The 14,200-nt window shown below is 39.3% G+C and carries 11 protein-coding genes and 2 pseudogenes; 4 read left to right on the top strand and 9 right to left on the bottom strand.

The features are described from left to right. Positions 1 to 69: 69 nt before the first annotated feature. Positions 70 to 1,287, bottom strand: a complete 1,218-nt coding sequence (locus ACZ1G6_RS07740; protein WP_472618758.1) for a pyridoxal phosphate-dependent aminotransferase — start codon at positions 1,285 to 1,287, stop codon at positions 70 to 72. Positions 1,288 to 1,510: 223 nt separating this feature from the next. Between ACZ1G6_RS07740 and ACZ1G6_RS07735 the strand changes: the two genes are divergently transcribed. Next, on the top strand, positions 1,511 to 2,032 hold the full coding sequence (locus ACZ1G6_RS07735) for a hypothetical protein (RefSeq protein ID WP_472618757.1): 522 nt from the start codon (positions 1,511 to 1,513) through the stop codon (positions 2,030 to 2,032). A gap of 135 nt (positions 2,033 to 2,167) precedes the next feature. After that, a complete protein-coding gene (locus ACZ1G6_RS07730; protein ID WP_472618756.1) occupies positions 2,168 to 2,965 on the top strand; it encodes a DUF2189 domain-containing protein in 798 nt (265 codons plus the stop codon). 78 nt (positions 2,966 to 3,043) lie between these two features. Here the strand turns inward: ACZ1G6_RS07730 and ACZ1G6_RS07725 are convergent. The 7 genes and pseudogenes from ACZ1G6_RS07725 to ACZ1G6_RS07695 form a co-directional block, all read right to left on the bottom strand. Continuing rightward, positions 3,044 to 4,830 (bottom strand): annotated as a pseudogene (locus ACZ1G6_RS07725) (sugar phosphorylase). Between the two features lie 14 nt (positions 4,831 to 4,844). Continuing rightward, positions 4,845 to 6,068, bottom strand: coding sequence for a glycosyltransferase family protein (locus ACZ1G6_RS07720; RefSeq protein ID WP_472618755.1), 1,224 nt, complete (start codon positions 6,066 to 6,068; stop codon positions 4,845 to 4,847). 8 nt (positions 6,069 to 6,076) lie between these two features. Continuing rightward, positions 6,077 to 6,574, bottom strand: a complete 498-nt coding sequence (locus ACZ1G6_RS07715; protein ID WP_472618754.1) for an HAD-IIB family hydrolase — start codon at positions 6,572 to 6,574, stop codon at positions 6,077 to 6,079. Between the two features lie 23 nt (positions 6,575 to 6,597). Further along, the gene (locus ACZ1G6_RS07710) at positions 6,598 to 6,963 is read right to left on the bottom strand and encodes an HAD hydrolase family protein (protein WP_472618753.1); all 366 of its coding nucleotides are present in this window, start codon (positions 6,961 to 6,963) and stop codon (positions 6,598 to 6,600) included. After that, a complete protein-coding gene (locus ACZ1G6_RS07705) occupies positions 6,953 to 7,834 on the bottom strand; it encodes a kinase (protein WP_472618752.1) in 882 nt (293 codons plus the stop codon). The genes ACZ1G6_RS07710 and ACZ1G6_RS07705 overlap by 11 nt, the downstream gene beginning before the upstream one ends. A gap of 180 nt (positions 7,835 to 8,014) precedes the next feature. Beyond that, positions 8,015 to 8,987, bottom strand: a pseudogene (gene cmoB, locus ACZ1G6_RS07700) (tRNA 5-methoxyuridine(34)/uridine 5-oxyacetic acid(34) synthase CmoB). 264 nt (positions 8,988 to 9,251) lie between these two features. After that, positions 9,252 to 9,758, bottom strand: coding sequence for a methyltransferase domain-containing protein (locus tag ACZ1G6_RS07695; RefSeq protein WP_472618751.1), 507 nt, complete (start codon positions 9,756 to 9,758; stop codon positions 9,252 to 9,254). A 128-nt stretch (positions 9,759 to 9,886) separates the two neighbouring features. On the opposite strand from ACZ1G6_RS07695, the gene ACZ1G6_RS07690 reads away from it, so the two are divergent. After that, complete coding sequence (locus tag ACZ1G6_RS07690; protein ID WP_472618750.1) at positions 9,887 to 10,522, top strand: response regulator transcription factor; 636 nt, start codon at positions 9,887 to 9,889, stop codon at positions 10,520 to 10,522. A gap of 10 nt (positions 10,523 to 10,532) precedes the next feature. After that, entirely contained in the window at positions 10,533 to 11,519 is a 987-nt protein-coding gene (gene add / locus ACZ1G6_RS07685; RefSeq protein ID WP_472618950.1) for an adenosine deaminase, read from the top strand. A 74-nt stretch (positions 11,520 to 11,593) separates the two neighbouring features. On the opposite strand, the gene fadE is transcribed toward add, so the two are convergent. Next, entirely contained in the window at positions 11,594 to 14,080 is a 2,487-nt protein-coding gene (gene fadE / locus ACZ1G6_RS07680; RefSeq protein ID WP_472618749.1) for an acyl-CoA dehydrogenase FadE, read from the bottom strand. Positions 14,081 to 14,200 lie beyond the last annotated feature (120 nt).

The raw sequence follows: 14,200 nt of genomic DNA, 5'->3' as shown, positions 1-14,200 counted from the left end.
CATTAAGATTTATTTATGTTGATTGTGCTTAAACGCAGGGCAGATAATAAATTTGTGAGGGTATATTTATTAGATCGTGCTGCGACTCAAAAAGTACTCATTTAACTGAGCAAGGGCTGGTTGCAATACGTCTTTGTGTGGTAAAAATACTAAACGAAAATAAAGACCATCATGTAAATTAAACGCACTACCATGCACGAGTAGTATCTTTTTGGTCCGCAAAATATCTAAAATCAATTCAACGTCATTTGCCACCTTGATTTTTCGACTATCTACTTTGGCAAAACAATACATTGCACCCATTGGTTTTACGCAAGAAATACCATCAATGGCATTGAGTTGCTCATAGGCAATGTTACGCTGTTGGATAAGACGGCCTTCATCAGTGATTAAATCATTAATGCTTTGATAGCCGCCAAGCGCAGTTTGTATGGCATATTGGCAAGGAACATTGGCGCACATGCGCATGCTCGACAATATATTGAGTCCTTCAATGTAACTACTTGCCGACTTTTTATTACCGCTCACTAATAGCCAACCAGAACGAAAACCGGCGACACGGTAATTTTTTGATAAGCCGCTAAAAGTGACACAAAATAAATCGGGTGCAAGTGATGCGATGCAATGATGCTTAGCGCCATCAAACAACACTTTGTCGTAAATTTCATCACTAAAAATTATCAAATTGTATTTTCTAGCCAATTTAACAATATCAAGTAGCAATGCTTCACTATAAACTGCACCTGTCGGATTGTTAGGGTTAATCAACACTATTGCGCGTGTGTGTGAGTTTATTTTACTCTCGATATCATTGATGTCAGGGAACCAGTTTGATGCTTCATCACATCGATAATGAACGGCGTTACCTGACGACAAATTGACAGCTGCTGTCCACAGAGGATAATCCGGCGCTGGAATTAGCACTTCGTCAGAATTATTAAGTAAGGCTTGCATCGACATGGTTATCATCTCGCTCACGCCGTTTCCAATAAAGACATCGCTAACTTCAATGTCTGTAATCCCTTTTTGTTGGTAATACTGCATAATTGCAACACGAGCACTATATATCCCTTGAGCTTCCGAATAACCTTGTGCTGTGGGCAATTGTCTAATTACATCCTTTAGAATATCTTCAGGTGTTTCAAAGCCAAAAGGAGCTGGGTTACCAATATTTAATTTCAAAATCCGCTCACCAGCTTCTTCCATTTTATTGGCTTCTACCAATATGGGGCCACGAATGTCATAACACACATTGGCAAGTTTGAGCGATTGTTTAATTGATTCCATTGGCCTCGTGCTTACTCTATTCAGGTTAATACTTACAAATAGTTTTTGTATAATTGAAAGAAAAATCTACACATAAAAAATGTTTTGAAACATTTCAATCGTAGCCTTATTCCACAAAGTCTAATATATTAATTATGTATTTTATACATTAAATCTTATTTTAAATGTTCGTTCTTAACATGAATGAAATAAACCACTATGTTATTGGTACTAGGAGTAATTTATGCCAGCACCGCTATTATGGCTAGGCGCAGCCGCACTAGGTGTTTATGCAACAAATAAAGCAAATACGGCATATTTAAAACGCAAAGAAATCATTGATGCGATGCCCGGAGAAACAGCTTATATGAGTATTCCTCGCAATGGCTCTGTGGTCACGTGTGGTATATATGGCGTACTTGACCATACTGGCATTTGGGTTGATGGAAATATCTATGAGTTATCGGGGAAGGGCTTAGTGCGCTGTGTCAGTCCTGAACGTTTTATCGATGATCGCACGGGTGACCAAATTTTTGTTGCATGTGATGATAGTAATAAAGCCTTATATAGAACCGACACCGCTGATAGAGCAAAAGAACAGCTATTTTCTATGCTTGATTATCATTTACTCGATCAAAACTGTCATCGCTTTGTCGCTGAAACATTAGCAAATCATAGTGTTGATGTAACAAGTTTCAGTGACCTAAATACCTTTCTACACGAATTTTTCGGTAAGTCCATTCGATGGAATTTTGCAAAATGGTAAGTTTTTGCTAATTAATTGATTTAGATCTGTATAAGTTTTGACCTAAGTTGTTAAGTTTCATAGTATTGATGTATGGGCTTGGTTTTGTAACTGGCCCATATAATTTTTCATGAACACACATCTAAGGAGATTTCCATGTCTCAAAAAATTGAAAACGCTGAAGAAAATGCCATTACTTCCAGCGGCATTGCCCGCGTCATTCCATCCAGAGAACTCGAAAAATTTGATTGCTTCAAATGGATTGCGTTAGGTATAAACGATTTTAAAAACGCAAAAGCTATCAGCTTATTTTATGGGATTATATTTGCACTTGTGCCGCTAGGTATTACTTATTTAGTGCAAGCTAGTGGTTGGTATTTAGTTATTTTCCCAGCCATGATGTGTTTTATGCTATTAGGTCCTTATTTAGCGGCGGGCTTATACGATGTATCTTGGCAGTTTGAAAAGAAAAAGAAGCCATCGTTAAGACATTCACTAAGCGCAATGTCCAGAAACGCTGTTAACGAGTGGGGATTCGGCCTAATGTTAATGGTTCTTATGATATTTTGGCTAAGGGTAGCGAGTTTAATTCATGCTTTGGCACCACCTTATTTTGGGGAGTTTGTGTTTTCTGAAATGTGGCCGTTCTTAATTTTTGGTACGATTGTTGGTGCTGGATTTTCGGCGCTTGTGTTTTTTATCAGTGCATTTACTCAGCCCATTCTCTTAGAGCGTAAAGTTGATCTTGCAACAGCGGTGTTAACAAGCATGAATGCGGTGTGGCGAAACAAACTTCCGATGTTTGTATGGGCATGCGTTATTGTACTTTGTGTATTATTAGGGTTTTTGACCTTCTTTGCGGCGTTTGTTGTTATTATGCCAATCCTTGGTTACGCAACGTGGCATGGCTACATTGAGACAATCGAGACAAAACGCGAACGTGGATATGTCTAGTAATATCAAGTGAAAAGTTAGCTAAAAAAGGCGGTGATATTTAACCGCCTTTTTTGTGTGTGATGCTTCATTTATTGCTTAATAAGCGCGGTTCGTTATCCATAATGTTTGATAGGGTGCTAGTGTCAGCGAATCGTTTCGTTGTAAAACATTGATCGGCTTTAACAAGTCATACCAATCATCCAAATCTATCATGTTGATATCCGTCAGGTTAAGTATTTGCGCTTCGTCAGTCACATTTGATACACAAAAAATACTTTGGCTCCTATCCATGCTTTGCCTCCAAAACCCAAATAAACTAGTGCCAAGTTGCAAAGTATATTGTGTCGCATTGGGATGAAACGCTTTTTGTTTTATCCTAATTGCTAATAAACGAGATATGTTCTGGTAAGCCCATGCTTGCATACTTGTGCTATCTTTAAGCGCCTCATTTAGCGCAGATAATTCCCAACGATGCCTATTTATGGCACGTTTTTGGCCAGTATTTTCTAGTTTAGCATAATCATTCTGGGTGCCTAAAAGTGAATGTATATACAAACCGGGAACGCCTTCTAAGGATAGCATTATTGCATGAGCACACAAAAACCGTTGTTTTTGATATATATCCTCGCCTTTTAAATTACCTTTACAGGCATCAATTAGTGCAATATTCATTTCATATGGTTTCAATGAACCATCTTCTTGGCTACGGTATGAGATTTGACCACCAAATGATTCCATAAGGCTTGTTAAATCCCCGAGTTCTTGTTGACTCAATAAACCTTCAGCAGGGCGCAAACCAATGCCATCATGAGAGGCGATAAAGTTAAAATAAAATGTGCCATTTTGAGCGGGTGGCATACTGGTTAACCAAGACTTAAGATAAGTGCAATCGCCACTAACAAGTGTATTGATTAGAAGAGGAGGCAAGGAGAAATTATAAATCGCATGTGCTTCGTTTGCGTTGCCAAAATATGTTAGGTTTTCACGGTTAGGAATATTGGTTTCAGTGATGATGATTGCTTGAGATTCTGCGTGTTCAATTAAGGTACGAATCAACCTAACGACTTCATGAGTTTGTTCAAGATTGATACAAGGCGACCCAATCTTCTTCCAAAGAAAAGCAATTGCATCGAGCCTAAACATGCTAACGCCTTTATCTAAATATAAGCGTATAATATCTACAAAGGCATTTAAGACTTTAGGGTTGGTAAAGTCAAAGTCCACTTGGTCATGGCTGAAGGTACACCAAACATGCTCAACGCCATTTTCTGTTTGCGTCGGGCGCAATAAAGGACTCGTTCTAGGCCTTACCACATCACTTAAATTACTATCAGGAGAGGCGGTGAAGAAAAAGTCCTTTCCAGGCTCTTGCTGTTTTATGAAGTTGTCAAACCAAATACTTCTAGCGCTGCAATGATTGATAACAATATCCGACATCAGTCCAAAGTCTTGTGATATAGCGGTGATATTTTCCCAATTTCCTAATCCTTGATTCACCGTAGAATAATCAATAACGGCAAACCCATCATCCGAGCTGTAAGGAAAAAAGGTAAAATGTGCACTTTATTTATAGTGTCAGCGCAATATTGATTTAAAAAAGCATGAAGGGTTTTCAGGGGGTATTCTGTCGTTTCTAAATGGTTATCTTCTGTTGTTTCTACTATTGAGTCACCGTAGGTTATCAACATGATGTCTTGTTCAGACCAATGATTTTGGTGAGCATGTACCTCTTGAATGGTATCTTGCGTTAATCGCATACGCGCCATTAACTCTTGCGCCAATTCGTCGTAATTATCAACGGTATTAACCGTGTCATAAATCTTACTCAGATGGCTAACAATTCTTTGTCGTAAAGCAACTGCTGGTGATTCAACTTGTGTCATTCTCACACTCTCGCTTATTTTGAAAATTCTAAAAAGTCTTCTTCTACTGCATTCTTAAGTCTTTCTAATACATCTGGTTTTGCGCTGACAACCCGGTTCCAGGTTGGTATAAAAGGCGTTTCCATTGGGTTATCTAAAAAGCTTTTACCTGCTTTCATGATATTTTGTGCAAATAATTCAATCGCTTTCTCTTCAGCATGTATGTCTAAACTTAGGCCGTTCATCACAGCATCATTATGATAAGTTTCGACAAAGTCCAAGGCTATCCGGAAATACGTTGCTTTGATTGTTCTGAATGTCTCGGTGTTAAACACTTCGCCTTGAGTTGCCAATTTCCTGAACAATGCCTTGGTGATATCAATCGACATTTTTGATAGCCCGCCTTGATCATTGTTAAGTGATAAATCTTGATGCTTATGGTCATAGACACGCGCGATATCGGCTTGGCATAGTCGATTATGCGAGTAATTGCGATGCATCTCAGATAAAACGCCAACTTCTAGGCCCCAATCACTAGGTATTCTGATGTCGTTTAAGACATCTCGCCTAAACGAAAACTCTCCCGCTAATGGGTATCGAAAGCTATCCATAAACTCAAGGTACTCGTTATGCCCAAGTGTTTGTTTTAACGCACGTAACAAAGGCGTAACTAGCAGCCGAGAAACGCGACCATTTATTTTTCCATCGGCCACACGCGCATAAAAGCCTTTGCAGAATTCATAATTAAACATCGGATTGGCGACAGGGTAGATCAATCGAGCCAACAAAGAACGTTCATATGTCAGAATATCACAATCATGCAGTGCGACACTTTCCACTTTGTTGGTTGCTAATATGTATCCCATGCAGTACCAGACATTTCGGCCCTTTCCCATTTCTTTTGGTGCAAGTCCGAGTTGTTGTAATTCATCATCAAGTGCTTTTAGTCTAGGCCCATCATTCCATAGAACTCTATGGTGTTGAGGAAGGTCCGAGAAAAAAGAGAGTGCATGTTCAAATTGAGCCTGATCAGCTCTATCTAAGCCAATCACTATTTCGCTAAGATAAGGAACTTGTTTGATATGCGCAATGGTATCAGGTAATGCTTTACCTTCTAGCTCTGAGAATAAACTGGGTAAAATAAGACCCATTGGGCGATGTTTTGAAAACCCAATCAATTCGTTTTCTAAGTCTTCTATTGGACGCTCATCAAGATTATGAAGCGTAGTCACGATACCATTTTGATAAAAATCAGCCATAAAGGGTCCTATTGATTAAGTTCAGGAATAATATTTCTAAGTGATTCAGCCCAACCTGCAGGCCCAAATTCATCACTATAATAAATCTGTTTTGTGCTAGATACGCTTGGATAGGGGTGAACAGGTGATTTAATACATACCGGTATATCTGCAAGATTTAACATAGCAACATCATTATTGCCATCACCTAACGCAATGCTGCTGATGTTGCGTAAGCTATACTGTTTTGTATATTCTTGCTTTAGCCAAACCATGGCTTTGCCTTTATCTGTTGTTCCACCGATATGCAAAAAGCGCCCACCTAAAACTGGAGTGACTCCTAGATTAGCAGCCATGGCCATAAATTCATCTCGGCGCTCATCCGAAGATAACCATAAAAGTGGCTCTGCATACTCTCTTTGCGATGCTAACTGTGCGCTTGCTTCATCTAACCCTGTGACTTCCATAATTCGGTTTATTGACATCTTTGAAAATGCTTCAAACTCATGTTGGAAATCGGGCGCCAAGCTGGCGACAAGTGCTTGATACTCTATCTTTGGCTTAGAAAAGCGCTTGATATAAAAAGTATCCTGATAAAAGCAATCTGAGGGGGAGCAGGGAAATAATCCTCTGGTATGTAAACCGCCGCGCCATTTTCTACTATAAATGGCCCACTTAACTTGAGTGTTTGGTAAAGGCTGACAAGTTCACTTTTAGTTTTACTTGTATTGGCAATGATAGGAATTGTTAATGCTTGTAAAGCGGCAATCGTATTTGTTGCTGCTTTGCTGCTGTAAGTGAAATGATCAAGTAATGTCCCATCAAGATCGGTAAAAATCATATATTTGTGATGAACAAGGTCTGTATGAGAATGATGCTTAGACGTCTGATTGCTTAGGGGGGCATTACTTTGCATAAATACTCTCTTTTATTTGTCTACGCTCATCCAAAACAAAAACTGTATCAGCGATTTGAGGAAGCGTATTTAATGCCTCACGAGTTATACGCTCGAAATATTGTATGAAACGGCGTATTTGAGCGTCACTCATGATCTTAGTGTGTTGCCTTTGTTTGTGTTGGTTTGCCTTTAATAATTTATGTTCTTGTTCACAGCGCCATTTAAATACAGCATCAAAACTTGGTGGCTTTAACATGATAAGTTGATCAAATAGTTTGAAAATACGCTGGTATTCTTCGGCTAGACTTTTATTGACATAGTTACGCCAAATGCCATGTTGGTCATACTCGCTTTCTAAGGCATTAATGGGTGTGCCAAGTACCTCTTTATCTTGAGGTTTACTGCCAACGCACCATCCTTCAAGAATTATGATATCAACCGGCTTTTCAATACTATGCCAAAGACGTTTAGGATATAAATCATCCATGCTTTTATCAAATCGCGGGATAAGCACAGGGCTACCTGCAAGCAATGAATCGATACAATGAGATAACAGAGTTACGTCATGTGTGCCGGGTACGCCTCTAGTTTCTAGTAAGGGGTGAATACCTTTGGCAATTATATTTCGATGTCGTTTAGATAGATAAAAATCGTCTATTGACATAGCTAATGTCGTCAATGATGTATTTTGTTCAATATAATTGACTAAAAAGTCACTCAAAGTACTTTTTCCTGAGCCTTGGCAGCCATTAATGCCAACTATAATTGAACGTGAAGCACTGGTTTGGTGCAATATAATTCTTTGCGCTAGTGGTATGAACCATTTTTGGGCAATAGTTTGGTATGAAGAATCAAGTGAATGCTTACTGAGAAACTGTTCAAAGTCCATAACGTTATGCTATTAGTACCTTTTATAAATACGCTAGCCTATGCTAAGCGTCACATTAAGTAATATAGTGTTTGTTATTTATTGTTGTTTCGAATATTTGTATCGCCTATAGATAGGCAATGTTGTTATAAAATCAAACACTATTTTCAATAGCGTTACAATTTTAATGCCAAAAAGAGACTAGTGCGCTAAGAACACCGCACGAGTTGGGGCAGGGTAGCCTTCAATGGTCTTTCGATTATCTGATGGGTCTAAGAAATCCTCTAGAGAATGAGACTCTATCCATTGTGTTTTACGTTGTTCAATATTGCTAGTGATATCAATGTCAACACACTTAACTGACTTGAAGCCCACTCGTTTTAACCATAGGCATAACGCCTTAACACTGGGTAAGAACCAAACATTACGCATTTGTGCATAACGGTCTTCAGGCATTAAAACAGTATTCTCGTCACCATCTACAATAAGGGTTTCAAGTACTAATTGACCGCCAGGTTTAAGTTGATTTCTCAATTCTTTTAAAAATGAAATAGGGTCTTGGCGATGATACAACACACCCATGGAAAACACAGTGTCAAATGAATGAGTATTAGGCATTTGTTCTATGCCAATGGGCATAAAATGGATATTTAACTTGGGTAAGTATTGTTTGATGCACTGAAATTGATAGAAAAAAAGCGTAGTAGGGTCGATACCAATTACTTGACAAGCATCTTGTTCGTGCATTCTAAAAAGGTGATAACCACTGCCACATCCTACATCAAGTACTCGCTTCCCCTTTAGGCTAGCTATATGAGGTAAGACTCTAGACCACTTTAAATCAGAGCGCCACTCTGTATCTATGTCTACACCAAATATTGAATAAGGGCCTTTGCGCCAAGGCATAAACTGTTTCAATATTGCGCTAAGTTTTGCTTTTTCACCCTCGCTTAAACTGGATTTACTCGACAAACTGACAATGTCCCCAAAACTATATTCCAGAGTCAATTATTGCAGGCATGTTGTCGCTTTGCTTTTGCCAACGTTTAGCATCTTTTGCTGGAAGCTGTGCGCGCCACCGTTCAATTAAGGGGATAAAATCAGCAATAAAAGGCTGCAAGGATGTGCCAATTAAGTCGTGGTATAAGAGTGAATCCCAAGTAAGCTTATTCAATGATGTTATGCCTGTTCTCAAATGATTTATTTGACTGCAATAAATGACAAAAAGTTATAGTGTTGGTACCAAGTACTGTAGTGTGAAAAGCCAGCTTCCTCAAGTCTACGGTAATGCGTATTCACTGTATCTAATTTCATAACGTCTTCTAATGCGCTGCGTTTTTGGCTTATTTCAAGGTCTGAATAGCCATTATCTCGTTTAAACTGATGATGAAGCGTGACAAGTGTTTCATCTAATGGCTTGCTGTCATGTTTTATTTTTTCACTTAGTATCAGAATACCGCCAAGGCGTTAATGCGCTATATAACTTTTGAACTAATGCTTGACGAAATGAGGGCTCAATAAATTGCAAAGTAAAGTTCATAACGATCATCTGAGCTGGTTCAAGACTAAAGGTAACTGCGTCAGCGTAATGCACATCAATATACTTGCCCACGCCAAACGCACTTATTTGTTCTTTGCATCGTTTGACCATTGCTGGTGAATAATCTAAAGCGTGAATTTTAGGCATTTTTCCTTCGAGGGCTTTAGCCATCGATAAACTAGCACTTCCCAATGAACACCCAATGTCATAAATACAAGGCGCGTGAGATGTTATTTGCCCTGCAATTAAACCGATACCTTTAATGATCTCCATGTAGCCGGGCACTGAACGATTTATCATATCAGGGAATACATCAACTACTTGCTGATTAAATGAAAAATCTTGTAGTTGTTCCAAGGGCTGAGCGTAAATTTTATCTTCCGCGTTTTTATTACTAGATGTCATGACAATGAACGATTTTAATTGCACCTTTAAAGGGTAAAGTTTACAGTAAGTTAGTGGCATTGTGTATGTTAATTAAGGTATCATATTAGCATTTAGTGGTTCAGGTCGTTTACTTAGGGAAGAAACCTGTGATTAAATTTTTGTTGGCCGATGATCACCCTCTATTTAGAGAGGCACTAGAAGCGGCATTAAAGCTTCAGTTTCCAAAAGTTAAATTTTTTGGATCTGATTCATTTGACTCAACATTAAGTATTTTGCGTGCTCAGCGTAACATTGACCTATTATTATTAGATTTATATATGCCAAGGTGTGAAAACTTTTATGGGCTTTTAAGAATACGCAATATGTATCCAGAACTGCCGATTGCTGTTGTCTCAGGCAATGATGATATAGAAATTATTTCACAAGTTATGCAATTTGGTGCAAATGCTTATATCCCTAAAACATCTGCAACAAACGAAACCGTTGAGGCAATTGAAACGGTCATATCCGGCGCTACATGGTTACCGAAACATATTCATTCTGAACTTAGTGAAGTTCACCCTGAAACTGTCGATATTGCGCGTTTGGTAAGCAATCTAACACCAAAACAATACATGGTGCTTCGCTTATTAAAACAAGGCATGATGAACAAACAAATCGCTGACACTTTAAATGTTACTGAAGCAACTGTGAAAGCACATATTGGTAATCTATTTAAAATTCTAAATGTCAAATCCCGTACACAAATATTGGTCGCTGTAGAGAAACTTCAACTGGTTTAGGAGAAGTACAATTAAGTGTTATAAGCTGGATCTTCATAGACACTTAGATGGAAATATTCGCGTTTCCACCATCATATCTCTTGCAAAAGAGCATGGTATTGAACTGCCAACTTATGATGAAGTTTCATTGAAAAAACAGGTGCATATCCAAGATAAGACAAGTGACCTGTTATCATTTTTAAAAAAGCTTGATTTAGGGGTCTCTGTATTAGCGAACGCGCAAGCATGCCGAAGAATTGCATTTGAAAATGTCGAAGATGCAGTCTTAGAGGGTCTTGACCATGTTGAATTGCGTTTTTCTCCCTATTATATGGCCTTAGCCTTTAAGCTTGACTTACAAGACGTAGTGTCAGCAGTAGTTGAAGGCGTTAATGAAGCCAATCAACAATATGGCTTTAACGCAAAAATAATAGGTATATTGAGCCGTACTTTTGGTGTTGAACAATGCATGCGTGAGCTGCGTGCTTTATTAAGTCACTCTAATGCATTGTGCGCAGTTGACTTAGCAGGGGACGAAGCTGGGTTTCCGGCTCCTTTATTCAAAGAACATTTTTTAATGGTCAAAGAAGCAGGGCTTTTTGCAACGATTCATGCTGGCGAAGCTTTGGGACCTGAATCAATTTGGGATGCGATTAATTTACTTGGAGCGACTCGCATTGGACATGGTGTCAGCGCCTATAAAGATGATGCATTGATGAACTATATGGCGACCAACAATATCGGAGTGGAGTCGTGTATATTATCGAATTATCAAACGGGCACTTGGCTAGATATGAAAACTCATCCAGTGAAGACTTTTTTAGATAAAAATATCCCCGTATTTTTAAATACTGACGACCCTAGTGTATCAAACAATACGCTTGAAAGTGAGTTTGAACTGGCTACTCAGGTTCTTGGGATGTCAGAGTCTGACTTACTTAGAATGGGCGAAAATGCACTTGCGCAGGCGTTTTTAAGTGAGCAAGAAAAACAAGCTATTAAAAACAAATATCAATAATAAGAGTATTGGCAATAGAAAATAAAAAGGGCGATAATTATCGCCCTTTTTTGTTGCTGATTATTAAGCTTTTACTAAGCTGCCTTAGCCGCTTTCTTTACAGGCTTCTTGCGTGGCGCTTTCGGTTTGGCTATTTTTTTACTGGTGGATGCCAATAGCTCTTGTGGATCAAAATCATCAACATTGATAGCACGCAGTCTGCCAACTTCCGTGTCTTTTAATAATGCTGCTTCATCTTCACTAATAATATTTGCCTCTAGTGCTCTATCAGCTAGCTTATCAAGACCAGTCATAGGAAGCTTTTCACCCAAAGCTCGACAAATCTTATCGAAAATAGGCTCAACCTTAACAATATTTTGGAAGGTCTTTTCTAAATCACCCATGGCTGTACCGTCTTCGATACCAAAATATTGCCCATCTCCTAAGCGATCTCTCGCGCTATTAGGAGTTTGCAACATATGCGCAATAGCATGTTCTGTCTCATCGCTTGGCTTGTCATTAAGTTTACCAAATGGTTGTACCACAAGACGAAGGTATATCGCTACAGGTGTAGAAGGGAAGTTGCGGATAAAATCATCAATTGCGATGTCCATTTTGTGCAAACAATCTTGCATCGCCCAATTTAACAACGCTAAATCTTCTTTATTGCGACCTTGTTCATCGTATCTTTTAAGAGTCGCTGATGCGAGGTATAGATAACTAAGCACATCACCAAGGCGCGCTGATAAACGTTCGCGCCTTTTAAGAGAACCACCAAGCACACCCATCGATATATCAGTAAGCATCGCCAAATTGGCGCTGTATCCCTGAAGGCTGCGATAATACTTGGATGTCTCATCTTTAAAAGGCGTGCTACTAAAGAAGTTCCTTGTAAGCGTGTACCAAAGTGACCTTACTGTATTACTTACAGCAAAACCGATATGCCCAAAAACTGCCTTATCGAATGCTTCAAGTTGCTCTGTTTTATCTTCAATTTGAGCGGCATAGATTTCATCTAACACATAGGGGTGACAGCGCATCGCGCCTTGCCCGAAAATCATCATGTTGCGTGTTAAAATGTTTGCGCCTTCAACGGTAATTGAAATTGGTACGCCTTGATACGCGCGTCCAAGATAATTGTTGGGGCCAAGGCAAATACCTTTACCACCATGCACATCCATTGAATCATTAACAATTTCACGCATTTTTTCGGTCAAATGATACTTACAAATAGCCGATATAACTGATGGTTTTTCGCCCAAATCAACACCCGCAGTCGAAAATGATGTAACGGCATCCATAAGATATGCGTTCCCGCCAATGCGAGCCAACATTTCTTCAACGCCCTCCATTTGTCCAATGGGCATTCTAAATTGTCGCCTAATGCGTGAGTATGCACCAGTACCTAGGGCAAGTTGCTTTGCGCCGCCGGCTGCAGAAGATGGTAATGTAATGCATCGTCCAACAGACAAGCATTCCATGAGCATGCGCCAACCTTTACCAGCCATTTTTTCACCGCCGATAATGTAGCTTAGCGGTACAAACATTTCTTCGCCTTGTAATGGACCATTGTGGAAAGGAACATTAAGCGGGAAATGGCGACGACCAATTTGTAAACCCTTTGTGTCGCGTGGAATTAGTGCACAAGTGATACCTAGATCTTTTTCATCGCCTAACAATCCATCTGGATCTTGTAACTTAAAGGCCAAGCCAACTACGGTGGCAACTGGTGCAAGGGTGATGTAACGCTTTGAAAATGTCAGCTTCATGCCCAAGACGTCTTTGCCTTCAAATTTACCTTTGCAGACAACACCATAATCAGGAATTGAACCTGCGTCAGAACCTGCTTCAGGAGATGTAAGGGCGAAACAAGGTACTTCTTCACCTTTTGCTAGTCTAGGCAAATAGTAATCTTGTTGCTCTGGTGTGCCGTAATGCTGAAGCAATTCACCAGGGCCTAAAGAGTTAGGTACACCAACTGTTGAGCTTAGAACAGCACTGGCCCCAGCTAGTTTTTGTAAGACACGAGACTGTGCAAAAGCTGAAAACTCTAAACCGCCATATTTCTTCTCTATAATCATGGCGAAGAATTTGTGTTCTTTTAAATACGCCCAGATCTCATCAGGTAGGTCAGCATCGACATGATTGATTTGCCATTCATCGACCATAGAACATACTTCATTACAAGGACCGTCTAGAAAAGCTTGTTCTTCAGCACTTAATTTGGGTTGAGCGACACCATGAAGTTTATGCCAATTTGGTTTACCACTAAATAATTCACCATCCCACCAAACTGTTCCTGCATCAATTGCTTCTTGCTCAGTGGTCGACATTTCAGGGGAAACTGCTTTGTAGAAAGACAAAAGTTTACGTGAAATAAAATCTAGTCTAAACGGTTTATAAGCGATTGGCACTGTAACGACAGCAAATAATATCCATCCAAGTAAACCGATGCTACCAAATAGTGTTCCGATAACCATTGTTGCTGCTAGTGCGCCAATACATGCACTTAATGAGTAACGTTTATACGCAACGACACCAGCAACTGCGATAAAGATTAAAAACCAACTAAGATCTGTCATATAGCCTCCTGAGGTCTGACCAGAATAAAAAATGTACCACCTCAAAACTAAAAAAGCCAGTTTAGCGATGCATTTTTGAACCTACACCTTACAAAAATCTTTACGTTTAATAAAGACAAA

This window comes from Glaciecola sp. HA4-3, from assembly GCF_055693685.1.
Note: the sequence above shows the minus strand (reverse complement) of the source record. Positions and strands in the feature narration are given on the sequence as shown.

Bases quoted from the DNA above. Each gene is read 5' to 3' on its own strand.
- ACZ1G6_RS07720 (WP_472618755.1), bottom strand. From the start codon at position 6,068: ATGGCTGATTTTTATCAAAATGGTATCGTGACTACGCTTCATAATCTT.
- ACZ1G6_RS07735 (WP_472618757.1), top strand. From the start codon at position 1,511: ATGCCAGCACCGCTATTATGGCTAGGCGCAGCCGCACTAGGTGTTTAT.
- ACZ1G6_RS07740 (WP_472618758.1), bottom strand. From the start codon at position 1,287: ATGGAATCAATTAAACAATCGCTCAAACTTGCCAATGTGTGTTATGAC.
- ACZ1G6_RS07705 (WP_472618752.1), bottom strand. From the start codon at position 7,834: ATGGACTTTGAACAGTTTCTCAGTAAGCATTCACTTGATTCTTCATAC.
- fadE (WP_472618749.1), bottom strand. From the start codon at position 14,080: ATGACAGATCTTAGTTGGTTTTTAATCTTTATCGCAGTTGCTGGTGTC.
- ACZ1G6_RS07695 (WP_472618751.1), bottom strand. From the start codon at position 9,758: ATGACATCTAGTAATAAAAACGCGGAAGATAAAATTTACGCTCAGCCC.
- ACZ1G6_RS07710 (WP_472618753.1), bottom strand. From the start codon at position 6,963: ATGCAAAGTAATGCCCCCCTAAGCAATCAGACGTCTAAGCATCATTCT.
- ACZ1G6_RS07730 (WP_472618756.1), top strand. From the start codon at position 2,168: ATGTCTCAAAAAATTGAAAACGCTGAAGAAAATGCCATTACTTCCAGC.